Below are 25,375 nucleotides of genomic sequence, written 5' to 3'. Positions count from 1 at the left end.
CTTATTCTCCACCTGCCTTACGTGGCAGCGCAAAACCAGTCTGCGGCTTCACATCAGGTCCGCGCATGTATAGCGGCTTTGGTGCTTCGCCCGGTTCGCGCAATGCTGCAAGCTTTGCATAAGCGCCGATCCGTGCGGTTGGTTCAACGCGTGCGGTGCTGAATGTCCCGGCCAGCGCTTCATTGAGTGCATCTGCGCCCGAGCCTGCCAGCACCGTCCCTGAAGATTGCTGCTCAATAAGCGCCAGCGCTTCATCGCGTGGGAGTACCAATGGGCTGTTGACAGACGAACCCGTGGCATCAAAGCTCTGCGCATAGATTTCGCCACGATGGGCTTCAAGCAGCACCAGAACCGGCTTTCCCGGATGACTGATCGTCACTTCCGATGCAAGCGCATCGAATGCACTGACTCCGATTGCCGGACGCGAAAGCGCCAGCGCGAAACCACGCGCTGCCGACACGCCAATCCGCACACCGGTAAACGAACCTGGGCCAATATTGACGGCCACGCGATCAAGATCGGCCATGGCAATTCCGGCATCCACTGTCACGCGCCCGATATAGTCCATCAGGACTTCGGCATGTCCTTTGCCGATATTCTCGCTGACTTCAGCGAGAAGCCTATCGGTGCCGGAATCATAAATCGCGGCAGCACACCAGGAGGAAGCGGTATCAAGGGCAAGTATCTTCATAAGCCATCGGGTAAATCAGAATTCGTTGTGCCACAAGCAAAACACATGAATTGTGCCAAATTTAACAGCGTTCTCGGGAACAAAATGCCGTGCAGAGCGTTTTAAGATCGGATGCGGGGCTAAATTTAATTACCCTATCCAAACCGGCCTTATACAGAGATCCGGCGGGGGCGGTTTCAGAAAGCTAATTTGCCTTCACTCAGCGATATATAGATCACTGTGACATCAGTCGGATCGTGCAAAGGATAAGAGGATCAAATGTCCAAGAAGTCGATGCATGCAACCCGCAACGATCTTCCCTCCAACACCAAGACAACAATGATTGCGCTGCTGAACGAAAATCTGGCGGCAACCATTGACCTTGCTCTTATTACCAAGCAGGCACACTGGAATCTCAAGGGTCCTCAGTTTATCGCTGTCCACGAACTGCTTGATACATTCCGTGCAGATCTTGATGATCATGTGGATACCATTGCGGAGCGCGCTGTACAGCTCGGCGGAACGGCATATGGCACCACACAGGTTGTCGCAAAAGACACCAAACTTAAAGCCTATCCAACCGATATATATGCCGTGCACGACCATCTCGCAGCTCTGATTGAGCGCTACGGCGATGTGGCCAACCTCGTGCGCCAGTCGATCAAAGATGCAGATGAAGCCGGTGACGACACCACGGCCGATATTTTCACAGCTGCATCGCGCAGCCTTGATAAGGCGCTGTGGTTCCTGGAAGCCCACGTTCAGGAAAAGAACTGATTTTGACGCTCTGACTACAAAGAAAAGGCCGGGAAACCCCCGGCCTTTTTTAAATCAGTTGACCCACTCGCCGCCGCGCATAACAGGCTCGCGGCTGCCGTCGGCATTAACGCCATCAACATCGATCTTGTCGGAACCGATCATCCAGTCGATGTGAATGAGGCTTGAATTGCCGCCCTGTGCTTTGATCTGTTCCTGAGTAAGCTTCGCGCCATCAACAAAACATTTCGAATAACACTGGCCGAGCGCGATGTGGCTCGCAGCATTTTCATCAAACAGGGTGTTGTAAAATAGAAGTCCGCTCTGCGAAATTGGCGACGAATGCGGAACGAGCGCAACTTCGCCCAGGCGTCGTGCGCCTTCATCCGTATCCAGAACTTTGTTAAGCACTTCTTCGCCACGGCTGGCTTTGGCTTCAACAATGCGACCGCCTTCAAAGCGCACAGAGATATTATCGATCAGCGTACCCTGATGCGAGAGCGGCTTGGTGCTCGATACGTGTCCCTCAACGCGCAGCGCATGTGGCGTAGTAAACACTTCTTCGGTCGGGATATTCGGATTGCAGGTGATGCCGTTTTTCGCTGTGGAGGCGCCGCCATGCCATTCGTGACCATCGGCCAAACCAACCGTCAGATCGGTGCCCGGTCCCTTGAAATGCAACGCGCTGTAAGCCTTTCCGTTGAGCAAACGCGTGCGGGTGCGCAATGCCGCATTATGCGCTGCCCATGCACCAACAGGGTCATTCACATCCACGCGGGAGGCTGCAAAAATCGCATCAGCAAGCTTGCGGGTCGCATCGTCTGCCGCATCATCCGGGAACATCAGCTTTGCCCATTCCGGGTTCGGATAGGAAACGATATTCCAGTTGATGTCGAAGCCCGCGATCTTTTCGAGAGCTGGCTGGTAGGCCTTTGAATTGGCGCGGTTGGCGCGCGACACCTTTGCAGGGTCCTGTGAGGACAACAGCATAGGGTTGTCGGCTGCGATCGCGAGACGCGCCGCGCCATTGGCATAAGCCTTTGCCATACCTTCATAGAGCCAGTCGGCTGCACGATCAAAACTCTCGTCCGAAGCATTTTCATAACGCGCCAGCGCAATCGCATCATCGGAAAAGAACGGCGTCACAATACCTGCACCAGCCTTATAGGCGTGTTTCGCGATCAAACGAACAAGCGGTAACGCAACAACCGGGGCTGTTATGACCAGATCCTGACCTTCGCGCAATTGCAAGCCAACGCGCACGGCGACTTCGGCCAGACGTTCAAGTTTTACCGGGTCGATGACGGGAGTATTATTGTCCTGTGCCATAGGGCTGCAAACCTTGTGTTTGATAGAATCAGCGGCAGTGTATCAGAAGGCATAATTTCACCACTCTTTTTACTGTTATTGCGCTATATTGATGAAGCGGTCGAATTTTTTATTCAATGAGAGCAACGGCTATGAAGAAAAGCGTGCTTATTTTCCTCGGTATTGCAGGGCTGCTTGCAGGCTGTCAAACCATGACACCTGAACAGCGCCGCGCGGCAGATGAACAGACCTGCCGCGGCTATGGTTTCAAACAGAAATCGGATGCTTTTGCGAATTGTCTGATGCGGCTTGATCTCGACCGCCGCGCGGATCGGCGCGAATGGCAAAACAGAGCCGACTTTTACGACAGGCCGATGGTAATTTATCAGCCCGTTCCGGTAGCCGTGCCTGTAAAATAAAAAAGCGCCCTTCGGGGCGCTTTTTTATTCTGCAATCAGCTCAATTTCAGAGCGGCGATTGCGGACGATCCTGAGCGAGAAGCATCGCACCAATTGCATCAACATGCTTCTTATCAGCGGTATATGCCAAGGATGCATTCTGCTCAGCCGGTGCAGTTTCATCAAATGTTGGCTGATAGCTTGCAACTTGCGTCAGAACTGGCTTTTCAGCAGGCGTCACAGGCAAGGTCGCCAGACGATCACCGCGCGCCTGTGGACCAATGCCACCGTTCTGCTGCGTCTCTGCCGTTTTTGCTGCCTCAGCCAGAGCAACCTGAACCGTTGGCTGTGCTTCCGGAACAGTTCCATCCTGCTGCGTGGTTACGTTGTAAAACGGCCCTTCCGGCATGGATGGCGATTGTGGTGTTGATACATAAGCGAGATTGTAAGGCGTCTGCGGAACCGGGTTCTGCAATTCGCCATCACGACCACGCTTTTCATAAAAAGAATTTCCACCTGCAACCAGCACATAGTGCATATTGTTGTAAGGGAATTTGAGCCCTGCCGTATGGAAGAACATCGAGTTCTTCAAAGATGGATGCCGCTTGCCTTTAAGAACTGCATCGGCAGCTGCTTGTACATCTGGCAAAGCTTTGGAATTCATCTTGCGGGTGAGTACGCCCGGCGCAAACTGGTTTTTCTGACCAACAACGCCGCAAATCGTATCAGGATAGCTGCCCGATGCGAGACGGTTCATCACAACTGTGCCGACGGCCATCAAGCCATCTGGACTCGACCGATTGGATTCGAAAAACATAGCACGCTCAAGGCATTCTCTGTCTCTGGCCGTGTATGTGAACGTCTTAACGCCATTGACCGTTTTGACATGGCTCGTTGCAACCGTCTTTTCGGTCTTGGCCTTGTTTGTACCGCCAGTCGTCGTGCAGCCCGTCACCAGAAAAGGTGCTACGATCAGACCAAGAATAACCGGCAGTTTCCATTTACGAGCGCGCATCAACGGCTCAATCTCTTAATTAGGCGCATCATTACGACCCTTAACTGATCCAGTCTGTTTTCACTTTTAGAGCGCCTTCAAGGCGCTGCAAAATCAGGCTGGCGTTCAAGCCAAATCGAACGAAAATTAAAATTCAAACGTTCTGCTAATCTTCTTAGAGTGCAAGGATTAAGAATTTTTCGGCAAAAACAAGGCAAAAAATCATATTTCAAATTGAAGCTGATATTGAAACCGAAAGACTCAAGAGCTCAAAACTGAAAACAATAATCAGCGCTAAGCCATTCTAAATTATTAACAAATCATTAACGCAACCATTCAAATCTTATAAGCTATTGATTACACGCGATTCAATTGCGGTGCAGCTTGCACCATAGAGCCGCCTTAATTCGTGGATGCTGTAAAATCCTGCTAAGTTATAGAAATCGGCGCTGAAAAAACCTCAACGTGCGCCTCTCACGCGCTTAACGTCCTGTGTGAGTCAAATCTTTGAAATGAACTGTAACATCGTGTGATGCGGGCCATTATGGAACGAATTATCATCGAGAACACGAATCGGAACGGATCATTTCCTAACAAAAATGGCCCGTTTCCTTTCAGGTAACGAGCCATACAAAATCTATTCGATAAACCTGAAGATCAGCCGAACGAATAGCCAGCGCCGCGCACCGTGCGGATCGGATCAAGCGTGCGGCCAATATTGATCGCTTTACGCAGACGTCCGACATGCACATCAACCGTGCGATCATCGACGTAGATATCCGGCCCCCAGACGCCATCAAGCAACTGACTGCGCGAGAACACGCGGCCCGGCGACATCATGAAATATTCCAGCAAGCGGAATTCTGTCGGTCCAAGACGAATTTCTTTTTCCTTGCGATAAACGCGGTGCTGCTGACGGTCGAGAACCAGCTCGCCGACTTTGAGCACATGCGACAAAACACTTGGATTGGCGCGGCGCAGCATGGCTTTGACACGCGCCAGCAATTCCGGGGTCGAGAATGGCTTGACCACATAGTCATCAGCGCCGACGCTTAAGCCGCGAACACGTTCGCTTTCTTCGCCACGCGCCGTCAGCATGATGACCGGAAGACGTTCTGTTTCCGGCCACTGACGCAGACGTCGGCACAATTCGATGCCCGATACACCCGGCAGCATCCAGTCGAGGATAAGAAGATCCGGCACGTTTTCACGCAGTGCAATTTCGGCTTCATCACCACGCAAAATCGTATCAACGTGATAGCCTTCGGCCTCCAGATTATAGCGCAACAAAACGCTCAGCGCTTCTTCGTCTTCAACCACAGCAATCTTGGGTGCCTGTGACATGCAATGTTTCCTATTGAGTTAAGCGTGGCAACACATACAACTCCCCCGTTCAGCCGCGTGCCGCCGCGTTTTCTTACATATGCAAATGGCTCGCTGCATGCTTACAGCAAGCCATGTTTTCAGGATTTACGCGCCTCGTCCACGACAATACCGTGGCTCAGGTCTTCTTTCGGGCGTTCCGCAGGCATCTGCAGGCCGGTCACGATGTAATAGACCGTTTCTGCGATGTTGGTTGCGTGATCGCCAATACGCTCAATGTTCTTCGCGCAGAACAGAAGATGCGTGCAGGCCGAAATATTGCGCGGATCTTCCATCATATAAGTGAGCAGCTCGCGGAACAGCGAGGTGTACATCGCGTCGATTTCATCATCCCGATCACGAACAACATTGATCTGCTGGACGGAGCGCGTTGCATAGGCATCGAGCACATCTTTCAACTGTGTCAGAGCCAGCTCAGCAAGTGTTTCAAGCCCTCGATAAAGCTTGCCCGGCTGGCGCGATTCCGAAACAGCCGCAACGCGCTTGGCAATGTTCTTACCAAGATCTCCCACGCGCTCCAAATCAGCAGAGATGCGGATCGAGCCGATGATTTCTCGCAGATCAACAGCCATTGGCTGGCGCTTGGCAATGATCATGACGGCCTTATCGTCAATCTCGCGCTCGCTTGCATCAAGAATGAGATCGTCGGAAATAACGCGCTGTGCCAGTGCGTTATCGGCATTGACAATGGCTGCAACCGACTGCTCAACCATGCGCTCCGCATGACCGCCCATTTCAGCAATCTTGTGGGTCAGGAACTGGAGTTCTTCGTCGTATGCGCTAACAGTATGCTGGGACGCCATAATAGACCTCTCGATTAAAAATGCAGGAAGCGGAACCGCAATCGGCTCCGGCTTTTGCTGAAATAGTGCTTAGCCAAAACGACCAGTGATATAGTCCTGCGTGCGCTTTTCGGTTGGCGCGGTGAACATCACATCCGTGTCGCCAACTTCCACCAGATTACCCAGATGGAACATCGCCGTGCGCTGCGAAACGCGTGCAGCCTGCTGCATCGAGTGGGTCACGATGACGATGGTGTAGTTCTGGCGCAATTCGTCGATTAGCTCTTCAACCTTTGCGGTTGCAATCGGATCGAGTGCCGAGCAAGGCTCGTCCATGAGGATCACTTCCGGGCTGACAGCAATCGCGCGTGCAATGCACAGACGCTGCTGCTGACCACCGGAAAGACCGGTTCCCGCATCGTGCAGGCGATCCTTCACCTCTTCAAAAAGGCTGGCCTTCTTCAAGCTTGTGACAACGATTTCTTCGAGATCGGTCTTGTTACGTGCGAGACCATGAATGCGCGGGCCATAAGCCACGTTTTCAAAGATCGACTTCGGAAACGGATTTGGCTTCTGGAACACCATGCCAACGCGAGCGCGCAGTTCAACAACGTCGATCTTCGGATCGTAGATGTCTTCATTGTCCAGCGTGATATTTCCGGTGATGCGGCACCCTTCAATCGTATCATTCATGCGGTTCAACGAACGCAGGAAGGTCGACTTGCCACAACCAGAAGGGCCGATCAGCGCTGTGACCATCTTTTCCGGCACGTCGAGATCGACTTCAAACAGAGCCTGTTTTTCGCCATAGAACACACAGACCTTGTCGCCACGCATTTTAATCGAAGGGGCGTTGGTGTTCATTTTTTCTCCTACGGCTTTTTCGAGAGATCGTTCAGTCATGAGATTCATCATTTCTCTCCCGTTTACCAGCGGCGCTCAAAGCGGCGGCGCAGAATAATTGCTAAGATGTTCATGACCGCAAGGAACAGGAGCAGGACGATAATAGCGCCTGACGTCCGTTCCACAAAGGCACGTTCGGCTTCATTGGCCCACATGAAGATCTGCACTGGCAGAGCCGTAGCAGGGTCCATCGGGGTTGCAGGCATATTGGCAACGAAGGCCACCATACCGATCAAAAGCAGCGGTGCGGTTTCGCCCAGTGCCTGCGCAAGGCCGATGATCGTTCCAGTGAGAATGCCGGGAGCTGCGAGCGGCAACACATGATGAAACACCATCTGTGTTTTCGATGCACCAAGCCCCAGTGCTGCTGCCCGGATCGACGGTGGAACCGCGCGAAGAGCGGAACGTGTCGCGATGATGATGGTTGGAAGCGTCATCAGCGTCAGCACCAGGCCACCGACAAGCGAAGCTGAACGCGGCAGGTTGAAGAAGTTGATGAAGACAGCAAGGCCAAGCAAACCGAACACAATCGACGGAACAGCAGCAAGATTGTTGATGTTGACTTCGATAATGTCCGTAAGACGGTTCTTCTTGGCATATTCTTCAAGATAAATCGAAGCGGCTACACCGATAGGCAGGGCCAGAACCAGCACGATCATCATCATGTAGAAAGAACCGACCAGCGCAACACCAAGGCCCGAAGTTTCAGGACGGCTGGAAGCACCATTGGTGAACAAGCCCCAGTTGAAAGCCTCACGCATAATACCTTCATCGGTCAGTGTCTTGATCCAGGCAAACTGGCGATCGGAAACCTTGCGGTTTGCTTCCGGCACCGAAATATCGATCTGGCCCTTATAGGCAGAATCAATATCAGCAGCGGCAAGAACAGGAACCGTCTGCGTCGTTCCAATCAACGATGGGTTATCCATCACCATCTGGCGCAACTGAACGCGCACACCGTCCGAGAAGAAGCGCCCGACCTCACGCATTTCTGCGCGATTACTTGTTGAAACGCCTAATTTTTCAGCCAGCGCATTACGCACCAGAAGCGGATAATTGGCGGTGATCAGCACATTCGGATCCGTTGCAAGCTTGTTGCCCGGATCGATGACGCTCGCTTCAAGTTTGACGGGCAGATAGATCGTCGTCTGTCCGAAAGCCGTGTAGCCCTTGGAAATAACAGAGAACAAAAGCGCGCAAAGGAAGAACACACCAATCGCAATGGCAATAATGCCATAGAGACGGAAGCGACGTTCAGCAGCGTAGCGACGCTTGATCCCGATATCACGGCGCTCAGGCTTTGCCACAGCAGTGCCGGCATTCAATGTTGAATCGGTCATTATTCGTACTGCTCCCGGTACTTGCGAACGATATAGAGCGCAAAGATGTTCATGATCAGCGTCAGGACAAAAAGCGTAAGACCCAGCGCAAAGGCAACAAGCGTTTGCGGAGAATCAAATTCAAGATCGCCTGTGAGCTGACTGACGATTTTAACAGTGATCGTCGTCATCGCTTCAAACGGATTGGCCGAAAGACGGGCTGCAACACCAGCTGCAAGCACCACGATCATGGTTTCACCAATCGCACGCGAGGCCGTCATCAGCAGTGCGCCGACAATGCCCGGAAGTGCCGCAGGCAAGACGACACGCTTGATGGTTTCAGAGCGTGTTGCACCAAGACCGAGCGAGCCGTCGCGAAGCGATCCGGGCACCGCCGTAATAATGTCATCGGACAGCGACGACACGAACGGGATCAGCATCACCCCCATGACAAGACCAGCCGTCAGCACGCTCTGCGCCATGATGAAACCCTGGCCACCAGCGATGGCCATAGAAAGGTCACGCAGGAACGGACCAACCGTAATCAGTGCGAAGAAGCCGTAAACAATGGTCGGGATACCGGCCAGAAGTTCGAGCACCGGCTTGATCACGGTGCGGACTTTTGGCGTCGCATATTCAGCCATGTAAATTGCCGAGAACAGGCCAACCGGCACTGCAAACAACATGGCGACGAAAGCAATATAGAGAGTACCGGCCAAAAGCGGGATCAGACCAAACTGACCAACTTCACCGCCCGAACCTGCCGCTGCAAAGCGTGGATCCCATACTGTACCAAAGAAGAAGTCCATCGGCGAAATCGACTGGAAGAAGCTCACGGTCTGGAACAGAACAGAAAACACGATGCCGATGGTTGTGAGAATTGCGATGCCAGAAGCGGCAATCAGTCCCCACAAAACGATGCGCTCAACATTGTTGCGGGCGCGTGTGCGGCGGCGAATGCCGGAAAGGCCAAAAATCAGGCCAGCAACCGCGATAACCAGAGCAATTGCGCTGCCCAGAGTGTGGGAAATCTTGCTGGCTTTATCGAGGAATATTGCAACCGGGACCATATAGTCCTGACCTTCGGTCGCAAGCGCTACACCCTTCGAACCAAGCACGTCGCGTACTTGCGCGTAGGTCTGCGGAAGGCTGTCGATTTCAGCGGGCGTCAGCTTCTGCAAACCATCAGACAGACTGCGGATCATACCAAGCTGCAAGCTGCGCTCGGAATAAGTCCCATCTTCAACGGCCGCAGGCATACGCGCTGTGGCCGTGTGGTCGAGATAAACTGATGTTCCGACCGCCCAGACCGCGAGAAACAGAATTGCGGGCAATGCGGAAACGAGGAAAACCCACCAGCCATGATAAAGCGGGCGGGAATGCATTTTCTCTGCGCTTGCGCCTGTGGTGACTACAGGCTGCGCTTTGTCAATTGCTACGGCGCGCTGTCGGCCTATGAAGAATCCGATCAGCCCGATTGCGACGACGCTGACGAGAACCAGAAAGAAGGACATTCAATTTCCCCGGCTGCCCCAAAAAATGTGGAAGTAGCTTATTGACGCAAATATGCCGTCAAACCACTTCCACGCGAATGCGCCTGTCTTATATGACCCGCGCTAAAGAGAAAGAACGTGGGGCGCATGATCCCCACGTTCCACAGTTCAAAGCTTACTTAGCAGCAAGAACCTTGCCTTCGGTGAAGGAAGTGCGCTGTGCTTCCCGTTCAGCATCTGGTGCAGGAACCAGACCGTATTCAGCAAGAGGACCGTCCGGGCCGATCATCTGTTCCGACTGGAAGAAGTCAACATACTCCTTGAGGCCCGGAATGACGCCAAGGTGAGCCTTCTTCACGTAGAAGAACAGTGGGCGCGAAACAGGATATTCACCCGAAGCAACGGTTTCTACCGATGGCGTTACGCCATTGACAGTTGCAACTTTAAGCTTGTCAGCATTGTTTTCGAAGAAGTAGAGGCCGAAAACGCCAACGCCCTGCTTGTTTGAGTCGATGCGAGCCAGCGTTTCGCTGTAATCTCCGTCGATATCGACAGCCTTGCCGTCTTTACGCACGGCGATACAGGCAGCAGCCGCAGCCTTGTCGTCGAGACCGGTTTTCTTGATTTCTTCGAGGGCACCTGATTCCTTGCAACCGTCAGCCAGAAGCTTTTCTTCGAAAACTTCACGGGTGCCGTGTTTTTCACCCGGGATGTAAGCAGCAATGTCCCAATCTGGCAGGTCTGCATTGACCTGATTCCACTTGGTGTTTGGATTGTCTACGAGCTTGCCATCAACAATAACCTTGGCAGCAAGCGCCTTGTAAAGGTCAACAGGCTTGAGCTTCCAGTCCGGGCCATTTACATCGGTCGCAAACACGATGCCGTCATACCCGAAGCGAACTTCCTGAACATCCTTAACGCCAGCGTCGATGCAGGACTTCAGCTCTGTGCCCTTCATAGCGCGCGATGCATTGGCGATGTCGATGGTGTTTTCACCAACGCCCTTACAGAATTCCTTAATGCCTGCGCCCGAACCGCCCGATTCAATAACCGGCGTCTTGAAGTTCGGGTAGGTTTCGCCAAAAGTTTCGGCAACGATCTTCGCGTAAGGCAGAACGGTCGAGGAACCGGAAACCTGAATCTGTTCGCGTGCGTTTGCAGCTGAAACCGACAAAACTGCTGCAATTGCCAGCGCTGCGGTCGAGGAAATCATCTTGTTCATGAGTACCAGTCCCTGTTGTAAAAGACACATGACGTGAAAGCGTCAGCAGCCATCTACGCGCTCTATATAACAGTCATATGACAGTAGTGTTACAGCTCTGTGTCATTCAATGATGCAGACCGTTTTGTACGCTCACATGCAAATTGCCTAATATTATGAATCATTCACTGGGACGTGAAAGAACATATATTGCCGAACCAAGCATGAAGATCGTGACACTAATGGCAAGCAACGGTCCGGGCTGCGCGCCCCACCAGAACATGGCATAACCGAATGTCATGCCGAGACAAGCATAGAGTTTGGCTTTTGGCGGGATGGCTCCGCGCGCGCGCCATTTGATAATCATGGGACCAAAACGTGGATCGGCAAGAAGCCGCGCTTCAAACTTTGGCGAGGAGCGCGCAAAAAACCATGCAGCGAGGATAATGAAGATCGTTGTCGGCATGACCGGCAGGATGGCACCGATAATACCCAGCGCCACCATAAGAAAGCCAAGGCACAGATAAAGAATGCGCTTTCCCGCCGAAATTGGCGTTAGCGTCTTTTCCGTATCTTCCTTTTGCGTATTGTCCTGCATGTTTATCCATTCTTAAGATGCGCGCTTATAGCAGGATTTTGGCTTTTGCGCGCATAGACAGCATGGACAAAACTGCGTCATCACGCGGGATTTCAACAAAAGTTACACACAAGACTCCAAACTTTATCGACCCAAAAACACGAATAAGTTGCATTTTGACCAAAAAAGGCCGGATTTCGTCATCTTGTGAATCCGGAGCGAACACTAGCGATACAAATAAAGATTGTATTGTCCTGGCTAAGCAATCGCCCACTCTTAAGCAGTTTTTCTTAGGAAACGCGCTTAAAAACATGGATCAGCGCGGTCTGTCATTGAATCCCAGAGATTCTCAAATAGATTTACAGAAACAACGCGATTCAATTCAAAATATTCCTGATTTCTTCTTAATGATTTAAATAAACAACGCTCAGTATAGGATGATATTCCGCCCAAATATGTGATTCAATCACCTCATTATACTCCCAATAACATCACGTCGTCGCCACATTTAGATTCCAATTGGCTCCGGCCTTTACCAGTCATGACTGTGAAGGCTCTTCGAAACGACTATTGGAATCACGATGAACTTCAAAATCCGTATGGCTATGCTCGCCGTTGCGACAACAGGTCTGTTCTCGATCACCGCAATGGAAGCTCAGGCCGCGCGCTGTGGTGGTGCTTCTTGGTATGCACTCACGTCCCGCACGGCATCGGGCGAACGCATGAACCCTGCGGGCTTAACAGCCGCCCATAAGACGCTGCCTCTTGGCAGCAAGGTTAAAGTCACCAACCAGCGCAATGGCAAGTCGCTCGTCGTCCGCATCAATGATCGCGGTCCGTTCATCAAGGGACGTGTGCTTGATCTTTCCAAGGGCGCTGCGCAGCGTCTCGGCTTTATCAATGCCGGCCACACAAAAGTGTGCTTTACGCCGCTCTGACCCAATAACGAATAGCATGTTTTGAAACCGTCATGGGCTTCCATGGCGGTTTTTTACACGCCCAAATACACGCAAAAGATGCATTAATAATCGAATACTCGTGTTAACCATTAATTAAGAAGTTGGGCGAATACGCGGCACTTCGAATTGACTCGATCCATGTTTCATACTTTAACTTTTCGTTAATAAATGCCCTGTGCGGGCTGTGAAAAGGGCGTTGAGTATGTTGTGTGTAGTTCGCTCAGGTATGAAGATTATCGCTGCTGCCAGCATTGGCATCGCTGCTCTCATTGTAAGTTTCAGTGCACAGGCTGGAACCGGCGCTTATATGCAGACCGGCAAACTCACCTCACAGCCAATTGGCCACTACGAATTCTGCAAGCGTGAAGCTGCTGAATGCAACATCGTAAGCCGCGATACGCGCGCCCTTTCGCTCAATAACAAGAACTGGCAGCTTATCCAGACCGTCAATCTTTCGGCCAATGAACGCATCAAGCCGATGACCGACATGGAAATCTACGGCGTTGAGGAATATTGGGCTTACCCGACCACTGTTGGTGATTGCGAAGATTATGTTCTTCTTAAGCAGCGCGAACTGGCCAAGGCTGGCATTCCAATGACCGACCTGCTGATCACCGTTGTTCGCAAGCCAGACGGTGAAGGCCATGCAGTTCTCACCGTTCGCACAGATCGCGGCGATTTCGTTCTCGACAATCTGACCGATGAAGTTCTGCGCTGGGACGAAACCGAATACACCTATCTTAAGCGTCAGGCTGCCAACAATACTGGCCGCTGGGTCACCATCGAAAGCCCTGACAACCTGCTGGTTGGCGCGGTTAAGTAAACAACAATTCTGCATCGTTTTAGAGACCGGAGAGCTATTCGCTCTTCGGTTTTTTGTTTTCTCACGCACCGAAACCGTTACGCATTTTTGCCGAAAATGCGCTATAGTCTGATTCTAGGTTCTTCCAAGCCTCCCCCCTCCACTCGGGAAAGCATATTTCATGCAGGAAATCTAACCATCGAACTCACTGTTCGAGCGAATGCATAAGGAGGGATTGCAATCAAAGCTCACACAGGAGGTTTTGATGAAACTGTCTGCTCCCATCTATCATCTGAAGCGGCACGCGAAGCTCATGGCACGCGATGAAAACATACCGCTTCACTCAGCTTTGGATCGCATCGCAACGCGAGAAGGGTTTAAGAGCTGGAGTATGCTCAGCAGCCAACATACAGACCTTATTTCAGCTCAACAGATTTATAAATACTTGAAAGCCGGAGAAATGGTTCTGGTCGGCGCTCGTCCCGGCCATGGAAAGACTTTGCTAAGCCTTGAAATTCTCATTGAGGCCATGAAAAAAGGCAATCGCGGCCTGTTCTTTTCTCTCGATTACACCAGCAAAGACGTTGCAAAGCGCTTTGCAATGCTCAACGCCAGTGAACACCATTTCGATGGTCTGTTTGTTTTTGACAGCTGTGAAGAAATTTGCGCGGATTACATCATCGCTCAAGCTCACAATGAGCCGCAAGGCACATGCATTGTCATCGATTATCTGCAACTGCTTGATCAGAAGCGCAGCAAGCCGGAACTGATGGTTCAAGTCATTGCTTTGAGAGAGTTTGCCAGACAAAAGGCAATGACCATTCTCTGCATCACACAAATCGACCGGACTTTTGATCCTGAAGTCAAGACATGCCCAGATATTGATGACGTTCGATTGCCAAACCCGGTTGATTTATCCCTGTTCAGCAAGGCTTGCTTTCTGAACAACGGAATTGTGAAATTGCATTCCCTATGACTCGCCTTCAGCTTATAGAAACGAGCCTCTCCGCGCCTGTCCTATAAGAAATTGCGCCAGCCAAATGAATCCGGCTGACCTGATCAACACCATCGAGATCAGCGAGCGTGCGTGCCACTTTCAGAATACGATGATAGGCACGCGCGGAAAAGCGCATCTGCTCGCTGGCGTCGCGCAGTAATTTGACGCCTGCTGCATCCGGTTTTGCTACTTCTTCAATCAGATTTGCTGAGCAATGCGCATTGGTCATCGATGCATCAAGTCCAAGAGCCGTATAGCGTGCACTCTGTAGCGCCCGCGCCCGCGCCACGCGCTTGGCGACAGTTTCACTGCGTTCAGACTGTGAAGGCTGAATGAGGTCCATTGCGGAAACCGCAGGCATGTCGACGCGCAAGTCGATACGATCCAGTAAGGGACCGGAAATTCGTGCCTGATAATCGCTCTGGCAGCGAGGACCGCGCGCGCATGTGTGCCCCGGTTCTCCTGCCATGCCGCAACGACATGGATTCATTGCCGCAATCAACTGGAAACGCGCGGGATAGCTGGTGCGATGATTGACACGCGCAATCATGCATTCGCCTGTCTCGAGTGGCTGTCGCAAGGAATCCAACACTTGCGGTGTAAACTCGGGAAATTCATCGAGAAACAACACGCCATTATGCGCGAGCGACACTTCTCCCGGTCTCGCCCGCAGCCCACCACCGACCATAGCCGCCATTGAGGCCGAATGATGCGGCGCGCGAAACGGCCTGCGATCAGACAATTTTCCGCCCGACAATTCGCCTGCGATGGAGGCGATCATCGAAACATCGAGAAGTTCGCGAGGGCTGAGCTTTGGCAAGATCGACGGCAGGCGCTGCGCCAGCATGGACTTGCCCGATCCCGGCGGACCGACAAGCAGCAGATTGTGATTGCCAGCCGCTGCAATCTCCAGCGCGCGCTTTGCAGTCTCCTGACCTTTAATGTCAGCCAGATCAGGCTGCACTTCGCTCGAAACCCGCATAGACGGCTCTGGTGGTGTCAGCACCTGTGTGCCTTTGAAATGGTTTGCCAAAGCAATCAGGCTGCGCGGCGCGAGAATATCGATGTCTGCACTCGCCCATGCAGCCTCCGAGCCACAAGCATAGGGACAGATCAGGCCCTTGTCCTCGCGGTTAGCACTGATTGCAGCTGGTAGCACTCCGGCAACAGCCGTGATTGTGCCGTCGAGCGATAATTCACCCAGCACCATGTAGGATTGGATCGCATCCGCCGGGATAGCCCCAATCGCGGCCATCAAGCCGACGGCAATCGGCAGATCATAATGCGAGCCTTCTTTTGGAAGATCGGCGGGTGCAAGATTAATTGTCACCCGCTTGGTTGGCATAGAAAGCCCGGAAGCATGGAGCGCTGCCTGCACCCGCTCCCGGCTTTCTGCCACAGCCTTATCTGGCAGGCCGACAATCGACATGCCCATTTTACCCGGCGCCACCATCACCTGCACATCGACAGGCACCGCCTCTATACCCTGAAAGGCAACCGTCCCCACCCGCGCTACCATATGCCCCCGCATAAAACGCAGCACATCTCAAACGTGAGAAAATGCTTAAATACAACCCTAAGATTTAAGCATTTTCGATACATGCAATCAAGAGAAAGGGCCGATCTGATTGTTTCAGACCGGCCCTTTAAGTTTTCTCTGCGATTGTACGTTACTTGCGCTTGGCTTCCACCGCATCCCAGAACAGGGCCGCAATATTGGTGCCGTCGAAACGTTCTATTTCGCGGATACCGGTTGGCGAGGTCACGTTGATTTCGGTCATGTAATCGCCAATCACGTCGATACCCACCAGAATGAAACCGCGCTCTTTCAGCGACGGTCCGATGCGTTCGCAGATTTCGCGTTCACGTGCTGTCAGCAGCGTCTTCTCGGCACGACCACCGACATGCATGTTCGAACGTGCATCGCTTTCTGAAGGAACACGGTTGATCGCACCGACCGGCTCGCCGTCGATCAGAATGATACGCTTGTCGCCTGAACGCACATCTTTAAGATAACGCTGGGCAATAAACGGTTCTTTGAAGAGCTGGCCAAACATTTCCAGCAGTGAAGTGAGGTTGCGGTCGCCATCGGCGAGATGGAACACGCCCGCACCGCCATTGCCATAAAGGGGCTTCAGAATAATGTCACCAAACTCGCGACGGAATTCCAGCACTTCCTGCGGGTCTTTGGTGATCAGCGTTTCCGGCATCAGGTCCGGGAATTCGGTGACGAAAATCTTTTCCGGGCTGTTGCGCACCCATGCTGGATCATTAACCACCAGCGTCTTGGGATGAATGCGCTCCAGCAAATGCGTATTGGTGATATAGTTCATGTCGAATGGCGGATCCTGACGAAGCAGCACCACATCCATATCCAGCATGTTGCGACGCACCGACTCACCAAGTGAGTAGTGATCTCCCTTGATGTCGCGGACTTCCAGCTTTTCAAGACGCGCCGTAACAACCCCATCGCGCATGGAAAGGCGGTCCGGTGTATAATGGTACAGCTCATGGCCACGCTTCTGCGCTTCTAGCGACAAAGCAAAAGTGGTGTCACCAGTGATATTGATGGTGCTGATATGGTCCATCTGGACCGCAACTTTTAGCGACATGATTTCCTCGCGATTCTTAGTTGCGGGAACTTAAAACGGTTTCGCCAAGCAACATAGAACTTTCTGATCACTTAAATATTTGCAACTGGATCGTATCGGCCTGCTTGATTATGTTAAAGCAGCATGACCCCGGGGAGGAACAGGTGAGCGCAGTCAAGACAACCATATTTGCCGACCATATTGCTGAGCTGGGCGAAGGCCCGGGTTATGATCCACTGACTGGTCATTGCTGGTGGTTTGATATTCTCGGCCAGCGGCTGATTGAACGAGACGACAGCGGTGAAATTCGTGCGCATGATCTTGGCATGAAAGCCAGCGCGCTCGCAGTTATTGATCGCGAACGACAACTGATCGTCAGCGAGCACGGCCTGTTTGTACGCGAACGCACAAACGGACGCCTCACGCTGCATCAGCCGCTGGAAGCGGATAATGACGTCACCCGTTCCAATGATGCACGCGTACATCCATCTGGCTCGTTTTGGATCGGCACGATGGGCAAGAAGGCCGAGAAAGATGCCGGATCCATCTGGTGGTATCGCGAGGGACAGGTGAAGAAGCTTTTCTCCGGTATTACAATCACCAACTCGATCTGCTTTTCGCCCGACGGCAAGATCGCCTATTTTGCAGATACAGACCGCAACATCATTTGGCGGGTCGATACTGATCCCGAAACCGGGCTGCCGACATCTGAAAAGAGCGTCTTTCATCATCGTGTGGAAGATGGTGGCGTCGATGGCTCGGTGGTGGATACCGAAGGAACACTTTGGAACGCCTGCTGGGGTGGCAGCGCGCTCAATGCCTATTCTCCGCAAGGGCGGTTGATCCGCTCAATCAAACTGCCTGTGACGCAGCCGACCTGCCCGGCCTTTATCGGTGCGGATGCATCGGTTCTGATCGTTACCAGCGCACATGAAGGCATGAATGAAAATGCCCGCAATGCGGATCCGCATGCGGGCAAAGTCGTTTTGCTTGATCTCTCAGTCAGCGGTCGTCACGACCCGCCGGTCAGGCTTTAAAGATTAAACGCCTTCGACAATCACGATTTCACCGTCCGCTACAGTCTGGCGGATGGCTTTCGCCGCCTGATATTCCGGCGAATTGTAGCAATCCAGCGCGTGTTGCATGGTTTCAAATTCGATGATGACATTGCGCGCGCGGCCCGGTCCCTCAACAGCTTCAGCTTTGCCGCCGCGCGCGATGAACTTCGCGCCGTAGCGCTCAAAAGCAGGCTTGGCTGTCGAAACATAATCCTTGTAGCGCTCCGTATCACGGGCATCCACGCGGGCGATCCAATAGGCTTTGGTCATGTTGTCCTCCTCGAAATATGGTTATGCAACCGAGCGCATTTCATCGAGAATGGCAAGCGCTGAAGCCCTGCGATCCTGAGCTCCGACAATTGGTCGCGCAACGACAAGATGGCTTGCGCCGGCTTTCAGCGCATCGGCGGGCGTCATAACACGCTTCTGGTCGCCCCTCTCCGCTCCTGCCGGGCGAATACCTGGGGTGACAACCGCCATATCAGGGCCAATGGCCTGACGAATGGCGAAGGCTTCGGCAGCGGAAGCGACAATCCCGCCCATGCCCGCATCGCGCGCCTGCTGCGCGCGTTTGAGCACCAGCGCTTCCGGCGTATCGGAATAGCCCGCTTCTTTCAGATCAGCATCATCCATCGAGGTCAGCACCGTCACGCCAAGCAGGCAGAGATCAGAGCCTTGCGCGGCCTGAACAGCCGAGCGCATCGCCTTTGGATAGGCATGCAGCGTGAGCATGGAAACGCCCATTTTCGCGACATTTTCCACGCCTTTGGCGATGGTGTTGTCGATATCGAGAAGCTTCATATCGAGAAAGACTTTTTTCTTCGCTGCAATCAGGCTCTTTGCGAAATCAAGACCGCCAGCAAATACCAGCTGATAGCCGATTTTGTAGAAAGTCGCCGCATCGCCAAGTTCTTCGACCACCTTTTCCGCATCAGCAACACTTGGCACGTCGAGGCCCACGATCAGCTGCCCAGATGTTTCGCCCCGCAAGTCTGTCGTCGTCATGGTAATCTCCGCTGTGATTTTTGTTTTATTCGCACAACAGGGCGCGGTACGAAAGATACCGCGCCCTGAAATATGAAAACTATTGGTTATTGGCTTATCTATTTGGCCAAATGCGTAATCAGGCTTTTGCAAACGCCGCTTAGCATTTTTGCCTGACGTTCGTTTTTGAGCGTGCCGTCCTCGTTGAAAGCATCGGCAGCACCGCTCACAGAGCATTGCTCGGTAATAATCTGCGTGCCGACCGCCATCAGAACAGCGCGGAGGTGATAAAGCCCGCGCATACCAGCAAATGCTCCGTTGGACGTTGAGCATAGCCCGACCGTCAAGCCCGCATAAGGCTTGAATGGCTTATCACCATCCTTTGAAATCCGGCTGACCCAGTCAATCGTGTTTTTCAAAAGCGGTGGGATCGATGCATTATATTCCGGCGAACAAATCATCAGCCCGTCATGCTCAGCCATCAGACGGCCGAGCTTCATGGCGTTTTCAGGAATACCTTCTTCGGCTTCCAGATCTTCATTCATAATCGGCAGCGGATAATCGGCAAGCGTTATGCGCGTGACCTTCGCACCCTGTTGCGTGAGTTCATTTTCAGCTGCATCCGCCATATGAGCCGAAAATGCACCTATGCGAATAGAACCCGCGAAAACGAGAATTCGTGCAGTCATTGTTTCTCCAAATATCAGGTGATCGGGCGGCGATAGACCCAAAGCTGTGCAGGCGGAACATTGCGCACGACAAAATCATAATGCTGCACAGTATAATTGCCTTTACCAGCAGGCACCGGAGGGCGTGGGCCATAGGTAATCTGGATCAGCGGACGGCCACGCGGAATGCGCGACAAAAGATCTTCCATGAGCTGAATACGGCTTGGCATTGGGAAATTCAGCATCGGCACGGCTGAAACAATGCTGTCGAACTGCTGATCTCTCATAGAACCAAGTGCAGTATCGAGATCAAACACATCGCCCTCAATGATATTCACATCGGGATAGGCTTTTTCGAGATGTTCGACAAAAGCAGGAGAATATTCGATCGAGTAAAGATCGGATGGCTTCACGCCATGTGCGAGAATGGCTTTGGTGATAACCCCTGTGCCCGGTCCGAGTTCAAGAACAGGCAAGCCTGATTTTGTATCTATAACGCTCGCCATACGGCGCGCCGTAATCGAACTTGTCGGCAATATTGCGCCAACCGCTTTGGGCCCGTCTATCCAACCTTTGAAAAAACGGATTTCCTCATCGAACTTAGCGGCCAGTTTCCTGCCGAGTTGTCCTGCCATTCTCACTGCTCCCATTGTCGTTATCAGACAAGTTATCCGTATCAGCCCAAAAATCAAAATTGATTTTTGGAACGAGCGATGCGGCATTTTCAACGACCTCAGTGTCATTTATGCGGCCAACAGATCATAAAACACTATTTTCAGCCATTTAATATCAATTCCACAGTTAAAAGACCGCATGACATGCTTCTCAGTGATAGAGGCAACCTTCTGAACGCTTCACAGTGCCTCTTTAACCGAAAACAGAGACACGCTTTTCTGGACGCGCGATCAGCACAACAAGATCAGCAGTAAACATAAAAAAAGGAGCCGAATGGCTCCTTTTTTTAATCACTTATTCCTTCAAAAAACTCCTTCATCCGGGAGAAGAAGCCTGACGATTTCGGGCTATTCTCCTTGGACGAGAGTTGTTCAAATTCCTCAAGCAATTCGCGCTGACGCTTGGACAAGTTCTGCGGTGTCTCAATATCGATCTGGATATAAAGATCACCGGTCGCCTGCTGGCGCAGAACCGGCATGCCCTTGCCCTTGAGGCGGAACTGCTTGGCGTTCTGCGTCCCTTCCGGCACTTTGACGCGGGTCTGGGTGCTATCAAGCGTGGAAACTTCAAACTCACCACCCAGCGCCGCCGTCGTCATCGAAATCGGCACTTTGCAATAGAGATCCGCGCCATCGCGCTGGAAGAACTCATGCGGTTTGACCGAAAGGAAGATGTAGAGATCACCCGACGGTCCGCCGCGCGTTCCAGCTTCGCCTTCCCCTGCCAGACGAATACGGGTGCCGTCTTCAATGCCAGCTGGAATATTGACCGAAAGCGAGCGTTCCTGCGTGACACGGCCCTGACCATGGCATTTACCGCAAGGATCCTTGATAATCTGACCGCGGCCGTTACAGGTCGGGCAAGCGCGTTCAACCGAGAAAAAGCCCTGCGCTGCACGCACACGACCAGCGCCACCGCACGTTGTACACGTGGTTGGCTGGGAACCCGCTTTGGCACCGGAACCCGAACATTCATCACACGTTATCGAGGTCGGAACCCTGATCTGCGCAGCCTTGCCTGTATATGCTTCTTCAAGGCTGACTTCCATATTGTAGCGAAGGTCGGCACCGCGTTCGCGTCCGCCATTTGACCGGCGACGACCGCCGCCCATCATCTCGCCGAAAATATCTTCGAAAATGTCCGAAAAACCACCAGCGCCGCCAAAGCCACCGCCGAAACCACCGCCACCCATGCCGCCATTTTCAAAGGCTGCATGACCGTAACGATCATAGGCTGCGCGCTTTTGCGGGTCTTTCAGCGTTTCGTAGGCTTCGCCGATTTCCTTGAACTTGCGTTCCGCCTCCGGGTTGTTCGGATTGCGATCCGGATGATATTCCATCGCAAGCTTACGAAAGGCACTTTTAAGAACCTTATCGTCTGCTGTTCGCTCCACACCCAGAGCTTCGTAATAATCGATTTTCATAGTTCGTTATCCCGACGGCCGGAGCGCGTCCAACACGTGCGGCTCCACGGTCCCATTTCGTGCAGACATGTGTTTGCCTGCTGGACTATTTTTAGTTTTGTCCGTCCGGTGCAACCGTCCCGAAAGGCCGCAAAAGCCCGGGAGTGACCCGGGCTTGAGCGTTTACGGACAAGGCTTACGACTTTTTCTTGTCGTCGTCGATTTCTTCGTAATCGGCATCGACAACATCGTCGTTAGAAGCAGTCTGCTCGTTGCCTGCAGCACCACCTTCTTCATCAGCCTGCGCTGCTTCATACATGGCCTGACCAAGCTTCATCGAAGCTTCGGCAAGAGTCTGCGTCTTCGCCTTGATGTCTTCAGCATCATCACCTTCAAGCGCGGTCTTGAGAGCTGCGATTGCACCTTCAATAGCCTGCTTGTCTTCAGCCGAAACCTTATCACCATATTCCTTCAGTGACTTTTCAGACGAATGAAGGAGGCTTTCGCCCTGGTTCTTGGCTTCGACAGCGTCACGACGCTTTTTGTCAGCTTCAGCGTTTGCTTCCGCGTCCTTGACCATCTTTTCAATGTCGGCGTCCGAAAGACCACCCGATGCCTGAATGCGGATCTGGTGTTCCTTGCCGGTGCCCTTGTCCTTCGCAGACACATTCACGATGCCATTGGCGTCGATATCGAAGGTCACTTCGATCTGTGGAACGCCACGCGGTGCTGGCGGAATGCCAACGAGATCAAACTGGCCGAGGATCTTGTTATCGGCAGCCATTTCACGCTCGCCCTGGAAAACGCGGATCGTCACAGCCGACTGATTGTCTTCAGCGGTCGAGAAGGTCTGCGACTTCTTGGTCGGGATCGTGGTGTTGCGTTCGATCAGACGGGTGAACACACCGCCGAGCGTTTCAATGCCGAGCGAAAGCGGGGTCACGTCGAGCAGAAGAACGTCCTTGACGTCGCCCTGCAGAACGCCGCCCTGAATTGCTGCACCCATGGCAACAACTTCGTCCGGGTTCACGCCCTTGTGTGGTTCCTTGCCGAAGAAAGCCTTCACGACTTCCTGAATTTTCGGCATACGGGTCATACCGCCAACCAGAACAACTTCATCGATGTCGCCAGCCTTGAGGCCAGCATCCTTGAGCGCTGCCTTACATGGCTCGACCGTGCGCTGCACGAGATCGTCAACCAGGCTTTCGAACTTCGAGCGCGAAAGCTTGATAGCAAGGTGCTTCGGACCGGTCTGGTCAGCGGTGATGAATGGCAGGTTGATTTCGGTCTGCTGTGCCGACGAAAGTTCGATCTTTGCCTTTTCAGCAGCTTCCTTAAGACGCTGAAGAGCAAGCTTGTCGTTCTTCAGATCGATACCGCTTTCCTTCTTGAACTCGGCAACCAGATATTCAACCAGACGCATGTCAAAGTCTTCACCACCGAGGAACGTGTCACCGTTGGTCGACTTCACTTCAAACACGCCGTCGCCGATTTCGAGAACGGAAACGTCGAACGTACCGCCACCAAGATCGTAAACAGCAATGGTCTTGCCTTCGCTCTTGTCGAGACCGTAAGCAAGTGCCGCAGCCGTTGGCTCGTTGATAATGCGCAGAACTTCAAGACCAGCGATCTTGCCGGCATCCTTGGTTGCCTGACGCTGTGCATCGTTGAAGTATGCCGGAACCGTGATAACGGCCTGCGTCACAGTTTCACCGAGGTAAGATTCAGCGGTTTCCTTCATCTTCTGAAGGATCATCGCGGAAACCTGCGATGGGGAATATTTCTTGCCGTGGGTTTCAACCCATGCATCGCCATTGTCGCCCTTGACGATCTTGTAAGGCACAAGATCCTTGTCCTTGGTGACCATTGGGTCATCAAAGCGGCGGCCAATCAGACGCTTTACGGCGAACAGGGTGCCTTCCGGGTTGGTGACGGCCTGACGCTTCGCAGGCTGACCAGCGAGACGTTCGTCACCATCGCTGAAAGCGATGATCGAAGGTGTCGTCCGCGCACCTTCAGCATTTTCAATGACCTTCGCGCTTTTTCCGTCCATGACGGCTACGCAGGAGTTGGTCGTTCCCAGATCGATACCAATAACTTTAGCCATATTTCTCTCCATTCAGCAAACCGCAAAAACCTCTACCGAGCGTTTCATGTGCGGTTCCTATCGGTTTCACAATGCCTGCTTCAAGGTGTGAAGTCGGGAAGCATTTTTCAAGCCACCCGGCCTTTTATCAAAGCCCTGTGCGAGGCGTATATAAGAAAGGCAGTTTTTCACTGCAAGTCACAAGACGCATCACAATGAAAGATTCCTGCCTGTTAAACTTTTCAGCCCTCAGAGCGTGACGCATTTTAATCGCAACCGCTGTACTCGCTCTGTCTTTTTGTATATCGCATGTCGTTATCGGAAAACCGGTTCCCACTTTTCCGCGACATGCTTTAAACGCTCACGAAACCGTCGCTTTTACCAGCGCGATAAATCGCATCGATAAATTTCTGATTGGCTTTTGAGTTTTCCAGAGAAAACAGCATCACACTACTTTCTCCCTTGGCACCCTTCGCGGCGCGAACGAAGTTTTCCGCCTGAAGCTGATAATGGTTTGTATCGGAGAAAGACCACTCTGTCGCCTCCGTATGTTCCGCATTATAGAGCGTTATGCGGCCATGACCATATTTGCCGGTATTGAATGGTGCGTGAACTTCGAGAAAGCCTTTGTCACCATGGAAAACCATGGTCTGACGGCCAGCCAACTGGGTAGCAACATAAAAGCTCAGATCAAAACCATCGAATCGGGCTGAGACATTGGCATAGCGATCCGTGCCAAAATTCGGATCATATTCAACAGTCGCTTGAACCGATAATGGCTCCTTGCCTGTGACCATACGCGTCACTACAGTCGGGTAGACGCCAATGTCCGGCAGCACACCGCCGCCAAGCTCCGGCTGATTGCGCATATTGGTTGGGCCATTGTTGAAATAGCTGAACGCGCCCTGCACATGACGCAGCGTTCCAATCGCACCGTCTTCGAGAAGAGAACGCAACTTGATCCATTGCGGGTGGTAAAACACCATAAAGGCCTCAGCGATTGTGACCTTATGCTTGTCGCGTGCGGCAATCAGCTGATCAATATCGTCGGCTTTAAGCGCAATCGGCTTTTCGCAAAGCACATGTTTGCCAGCTTCGGCTGCTTTCAGCGTCCATTCAATATGCTGTGAGGTCGGCAGCGGAATATAGACACCGTCAACTTCGTCGCTTGCCAGCAATTCCTCATAAGAACCAAAAGCCAGCGGCGCACCAAAGCGATCTGCAACAGCATGCGCACGCGCCTCATCACGACTGGCAATGGCATGAACCACACCATTGTCCGAAGCACACAGCGCCGGAATAACCTGCGTGACGCCAATCTTGGCGGTGGAAAGAATACCCCAACGAAACATGCGTTTCCCTTCTTCCA

At 52.5% G+C, this 25,375-nt stretch carries 26 protein-coding genes; 7 read left to right on the top strand and 19 right to left on the bottom strand.

What is annotated here, in order from left to right; genetic code table 11:
* Position 1 precedes the first annotated feature (1 nt).
* Positions 2–691, bottom strand: coding sequence for a tRNA (adenosine(37)-N6)-threonylcarbamoyltransferase complex dimerization subunit type 1 TsaB (gene tsaB / locus U2P60_RS09845; RefSeq protein WP_413572407.1), 690 nt, complete (start codon positions 689–691; stop codon positions 2–4).
* Between the two features lie 258 nt (positions 692–949).
* Between tsaB and dps the strand changes: the two genes are divergently transcribed.
* Positions 950–1,447, top strand: coding sequence for a DNA starvation/stationary phase protection protein Dps (dps, locus tag U2P60_RS09840; protein WP_313827646.1), 498 nt, complete (start codon positions 950–952; stop codon positions 1,445–1,447).
* A gap of 54 nt (positions 1,448–1,501) precedes the next feature.
* On the opposite strand, the gene U2P60_RS09835 is transcribed toward dps, so the two are convergent.
* Positions 1,502–2,755 carry an aminopeptidase gene (locus U2P60_RS09835; protein ID WP_413572406.1) on the bottom strand — a complete coding sequence of 418 codons (1,254 nt, stop codon included), beginning with the start codon at positions 2,753–2,755 and terminating at the stop codon, positions 1,502–1,504.
* A gap of 131 nt (positions 2,756–2,886) precedes the next feature.
* On the opposite strand from U2P60_RS09835, the gene U2P60_RS09830 reads away from it, so the two are divergent.
* On the top strand, positions 2,887–3,153 hold the full coding sequence (locus tag U2P60_RS09830; RefSeq protein ID WP_413572405.1) for a hypothetical protein: 267 nt from the start codon (positions 2,887–2,889) through the stop codon (positions 3,151–3,153).
* Between the two features lie 46 nt (positions 3,154–3,199).
* Here U2P60_RS09830 and U2P60_RS09825 read toward each other — a convergent pair whose 3' ends face one another.
* The 8 genes from U2P60_RS09825 to U2P60_RS09790 form a co-directional block, all read right to left on the bottom strand.
* Positions 3,200–4,150, bottom strand: a complete 951-nt coding sequence (locus U2P60_RS09825) for a cell wall hydrolase (RefSeq protein ID WP_413572404.1) — start codon at positions 4,148–4,150, stop codon at positions 3,200–3,202.
* A gap of 633 nt (positions 4,151–4,783) precedes the next feature.
* Complete coding sequence (phoB, locus tag U2P60_RS09820; protein ID WP_187543657.1) at positions 4,784–5,470, bottom strand: phosphate regulon transcriptional regulator PhoB; 687 nt, start codon at positions 5,468–5,470, stop codon at positions 4,784–4,786.
* Positions 5,471–5,589: 119 nt separating this feature from the next.
* Entirely contained in the window at positions 5,590–6,312 is a 723-nt protein-coding gene (gene phoU / locus U2P60_RS09815) for a phosphate signaling complex protein PhoU (RefSeq protein ID WP_313827641.1), read from the bottom strand.
* 69 nt (positions 6,313–6,381) lie between these two features.
* A complete protein-coding gene (pstB, locus tag U2P60_RS09810; RefSeq protein WP_313827640.1) occupies positions 6,382–7,155 on the bottom strand; it encodes a phosphate ABC transporter ATP-binding protein PstB in 774 nt (257 codons plus the stop codon).
* Between the two features lie 62 nt (positions 7,156–7,217).
* Positions 7,218–8,534: a phosphate ABC transporter permease PstA gene (gene pstA / locus U2P60_RS09805; protein WP_313827639.1), complete on the bottom strand. Its 1,317-nt coding sequence runs from the start codon at positions 8,532–8,534 to the stop codon at positions 7,218–7,220.
* Entirely contained in the window at positions 8,534–10,027 is a 1,494-nt protein-coding gene (gene pstC, locus U2P60_RS09800; protein ID WP_413572403.1) for a phosphate ABC transporter permease subunit PstC, read from the bottom strand. The genes pstA and pstC overlap by 1 nt, the downstream gene beginning before the upstream one ends.
* A 154-nt stretch (positions 10,028–10,181) precedes the next feature.
* Entirely contained in the window at positions 10,182–11,228 is a 1,047-nt protein-coding gene (locus U2P60_RS09795; protein WP_413572402.1) for a PstS family phosphate ABC transporter substrate-binding protein, read from the bottom strand.
* 160 nt (positions 11,229–11,388) lie between these two features.
* Positions 11,389–11,805: a YbaN family protein gene (locus tag U2P60_RS09790; protein ID WP_413572401.1), complete on the bottom strand. Its 417-nt coding sequence runs from the start codon at positions 11,803–11,805 to the stop codon at positions 11,389–11,391.
* A gap of 62 nt (positions 11,806–11,867) precedes the next feature.
* Between U2P60_RS09790 and U2P60_RS09785 the strand changes: the two genes are divergently transcribed.
* From U2P60_RS09785 to U2P60_RS09770, 4 genes are all read left to right on the top strand, one after another.
* Complete coding sequence (locus U2P60_RS09785) at positions 11,868–12,200, top strand: hypothetical protein (RefSeq protein WP_413572400.1); 333 nt, start codon at positions 11,868–11,870, stop codon at positions 12,198–12,200.
* Between the two features lie 165 nt (positions 12,201–12,365).
* On the top strand, positions 12,366–12,722 hold the full coding sequence (locus U2P60_RS09780) for a septal ring lytic transglycosylase RlpA family protein (protein ID WP_313827634.1): 357 nt from the start codon (positions 12,366–12,368) through the stop codon (positions 12,720–12,722).
* A gap of 223 nt (positions 12,723–12,945) precedes the next feature.
* Positions 12,946–13,566: a transglutaminase-like cysteine peptidase gene (locus U2P60_RS09775; protein ID WP_413572398.1), complete on the top strand. Its 621-nt coding sequence runs from the start codon at positions 12,946–12,948 to the stop codon at positions 13,564–13,566.
* 244 nt (positions 13,567–13,810) lie between these two features.
* A complete protein-coding gene (locus U2P60_RS09770; RefSeq protein WP_413572397.1) occupies positions 13,811–14,521 on the top strand; it encodes a DNA helicase in 711 nt (236 codons plus the stop codon).
* Between the two features lie 7 nt (positions 14,522–14,528).
* On the opposite strand, the gene U2P60_RS09765 is transcribed toward U2P60_RS09770, so the two are convergent.
* Both U2P60_RS09765 and gshB read right to left on the bottom strand, forming a co-directional pair.
* Entirely contained in the window at positions 14,529–16,061 is a 1,533-nt protein-coding gene (locus U2P60_RS09765) for a YifB family Mg chelatase-like AAA ATPase (RefSeq protein ID WP_413572396.1), read from the bottom strand.
* 151 nt (positions 16,062–16,212) lie between these two features.
* Complete coding sequence (gene gshB, locus U2P60_RS09760; protein ID WP_413572395.1) at positions 16,213–17,154, bottom strand: glutathione synthase; 942 nt, start codon at positions 17,152–17,154, stop codon at positions 16,213–16,215.
* A 143-nt stretch (positions 17,155–17,297) separates the two neighbouring features.
* On the opposite strand from gshB, the gene U2P60_RS09755 reads away from it, so the two are divergent.
* Positions 17,298–18,170, top strand: a complete 873-nt coding sequence (locus U2P60_RS09755; protein WP_413572394.1) for an SMP-30/gluconolactonase/LRE family protein — start codon at positions 17,298–17,300, stop codon at positions 18,168–18,170.
* A gap of 3 nt (positions 18,171–18,173) precedes the next feature.
* On the opposite strand, the gene U2P60_RS09750 is transcribed toward U2P60_RS09755, so the two are convergent.
* The 7 genes from U2P60_RS09750 to U2P60_RS09720 form a co-directional block, all read right to left on the bottom strand.
* Positions 18,174–18,461, bottom strand: coding sequence for a DUF1330 domain-containing protein (locus U2P60_RS09750; RefSeq protein WP_007872716.1), 288 nt, complete (start codon positions 18,459–18,461; stop codon positions 18,174–18,176).
* Positions 18,462–18,482: 21 nt separating this feature from the next.
* Positions 18,483–19,196: an orotidine-5'-phosphate decarboxylase gene (gene pyrF / locus U2P60_RS09745; RefSeq protein ID WP_413572392.1), complete on the bottom strand. Its 714-nt coding sequence runs from the start codon at positions 19,194–19,196 to the stop codon at positions 18,483–18,485.
* A gap of 98 nt (positions 19,197–19,294) precedes the next feature.
* On the bottom strand, positions 19,295–19,864 hold the full coding sequence (locus U2P60_RS09740; RefSeq protein ID WP_413572390.1) for an NADPH-dependent FMN reductase: 570 nt from the start codon (positions 19,862–19,864) through the stop codon (positions 19,295–19,297).
* A gap of 14 nt (positions 19,865–19,878) precedes the next feature.
* Positions 19,879–20,478: a phospholipid N-methyltransferase PmtA gene (gene pmtA / locus U2P60_RS09735; protein ID WP_250039386.1), complete on the bottom strand. Its 600-nt coding sequence runs from the start codon at positions 20,476–20,478 to the stop codon at positions 19,879–19,881.
* 326 nt (positions 20,479–20,804) lie between these two features.
* A complete protein-coding gene (dnaJ, locus tag U2P60_RS09730; RefSeq protein ID WP_413572389.1) occupies positions 20,805–21,941 on the bottom strand; it encodes a molecular chaperone DnaJ in 1,137 nt (378 codons plus the stop codon).
* A 175-nt stretch (positions 21,942–22,116) separates the two neighbouring features.
* On the bottom strand, positions 22,117–24,027 hold the full coding sequence (gene dnaK / locus U2P60_RS09725; RefSeq protein ID WP_313827599.1) for a molecular chaperone DnaK: 1,911 nt from the start codon (positions 24,025–24,027) through the stop codon (positions 22,117–22,119).
* A gap of 332 nt (positions 24,028–24,359) precedes the next feature.
* The gene (locus U2P60_RS09720) at positions 24,360–25,358 is read right to left on the bottom strand and encodes a Gfo/Idh/MocA family protein (RefSeq protein ID WP_413572388.1); all 999 of its coding nucleotides are present in this window, start codon (positions 25,356–25,358) and stop codon (positions 24,360–24,362) included.
* Between the last annotated feature and the right edge of the window lie 17 nt (positions 25,359–25,375).

Source organism: Brucella sp. H1_1004, from assembly GCF_047308065.1.
Classification (GTDB): domain Bacteria; phylum Pseudomonadota; class Alphaproteobacteria; order Rhizobiales; family Rhizobiaceae; genus Brucella; species Brucella pseudogrignonensis_B.
This window is presented reverse-complemented; position numbering and strand designations above follow the sequence as displayed.

Bases quoted from the DNA above. Each gene is read 5' to 3' on its own strand.
- phoU (WP_313827641.1), bottom strand. From the start codon at position 6,312: ATGGCGTCCCAGCATACTGTTAGCGCATACGACGAAGAACTCCAGTTC.
- gshB (WP_413572395.1), bottom strand. From the start codon at position 17,154: ATGTCGCTAAAAGTTGCGGTCCAGATGGACCATATCAGCACCATCAAT.
- U2P60_RS09775 (WP_413572398.1), top strand. From the start codon at position 12,946: ATGTTGTGTGTAGTTCGCTCAGGTATGAAGATTATCGCTGCTGCCAGC.
- dnaJ (WP_413572389.1), bottom strand. From the start codon at position 21,941: ATGAAAATCGATTATTACGAAGCTCTGGGTGTGGAGCGAACAGCAGAC.
- dnaK (WP_313827599.1), bottom strand. From the start codon at position 24,027: ATGGCTAAAGTTATTGGTATCGATCTGGGAACGACCAACTCCTGCGTA.
- pyrF (WP_413572392.1), bottom strand. From the start codon at position 19,196: ATGACGACGACAGACTTGCGGGGCGAAACATCTGGGCAGCTGATCGTG.
- pstC (WP_413572403.1), bottom strand. From the start codon at position 10,027: ATGTCCTTCTTTCTGGTTCTCGTCAGCGTCGTCGCAATCGGGCTGATC.
- pstA (WP_313827639.1), bottom strand. From the start codon at position 8,534: ATGACCGATTCAACATTGAATGCCGGCACTGCTGTGGCAAAGCCTGAG.
- U2P60_RS09720 (WP_413572388.1), bottom strand. From the start codon at position 25,358: ATGTTTCGTTGGGGTATTCTTTCCACCGCCAAGATTGGCGTCACGCAG.
- U2P60_RS09790 (WP_413572401.1), bottom strand. From the start codon at position 11,805: ATGCAGGACAATACGCAAAAGGAAGATACGGAAAAGACGCTAACGCCA.
- dps (WP_313827646.1), top strand. From the start codon at position 950: ATGTCCAAGAAGTCGATGCATGCAACCCGCAACGATCTTCCCTCCAAC.
- U2P60_RS09830 (WP_413572405.1), top strand. From the start codon at position 2,887: ATGAAGAAAAGCGTGCTTATTTTCCTCGGTATTGCAGGGCTGCTTGCA.
- U2P60_RS09750 (WP_007872716.1), bottom strand. From the start codon at position 18,461: ATGACCAAAGCCTATTGGATCGCCCGCGTGGATGCCCGTGATACGGAG.
- U2P60_RS09740 (WP_413572390.1), bottom strand. From the start codon at position 19,864: ATGACTGCACGAATTCTCGTTTTCGCGGGTTCTATTCGCATAGGTGCA.
- pmtA (WP_250039386.1), bottom strand. From the start codon at position 20,478: ATGGCAGGACAACTCGGCAGGAAACTGGCCGCTAAGTTCGATGAGGAA.
- pstB (WP_313827640.1), bottom strand. From the start codon at position 7,155: ATGAACACCAACGCCCCTTCGATTAAAATGCGTGGCGACAAGGTCTGT.
- U2P60_RS09770 (WP_413572397.1), top strand. From the start codon at position 13,811: ATGAAACTGTCTGCTCCCATCTATCATCTGAAGCGGCACGCGAAGCTC.
- phoB (WP_187543657.1), bottom strand. From the start codon at position 5,470: ATGTCACAGGCACCCAAGATTGCTGTGGTTGAAGACGAAGAAGCGCTG.
- U2P60_RS09765 (WP_413572396.1), bottom strand. From the start codon at position 16,061: ATGGTAGCGCGGGTGGGGACGGTTGCCTTTCAGGGTATAGAGGCGGTG.
- U2P60_RS09785 (WP_413572400.1), top strand. From the start codon at position 11,868: ATGGACAAAACTGCGTCATCACGCGGGATTTCAACAAAAGTTACACAC.
- U2P60_RS09795 (WP_413572402.1), bottom strand. From the start codon at position 11,228: ATGAACAAGATGATTTCCTCGACCGCAGCGCTGGCAATTGCAGCAGTT.
- tsaB (WP_413572407.1), bottom strand. From the start codon at position 691: ATGAAGATACTTGCCCTTGATACCGCTTCCTCCTGGTGTGCTGCCGCG.
- U2P60_RS09835 (WP_413572406.1), bottom strand. From the start codon at position 2,755: ATGGCACAGGACAATAATACTCCCGTCATCGACCCGGTAAAACTTGAA.
- U2P60_RS09780 (WP_313827634.1), top strand. From the start codon at position 12,366: ATGAACTTCAAAATCCGTATGGCTATGCTCGCCGTTGCGACAACAGGT.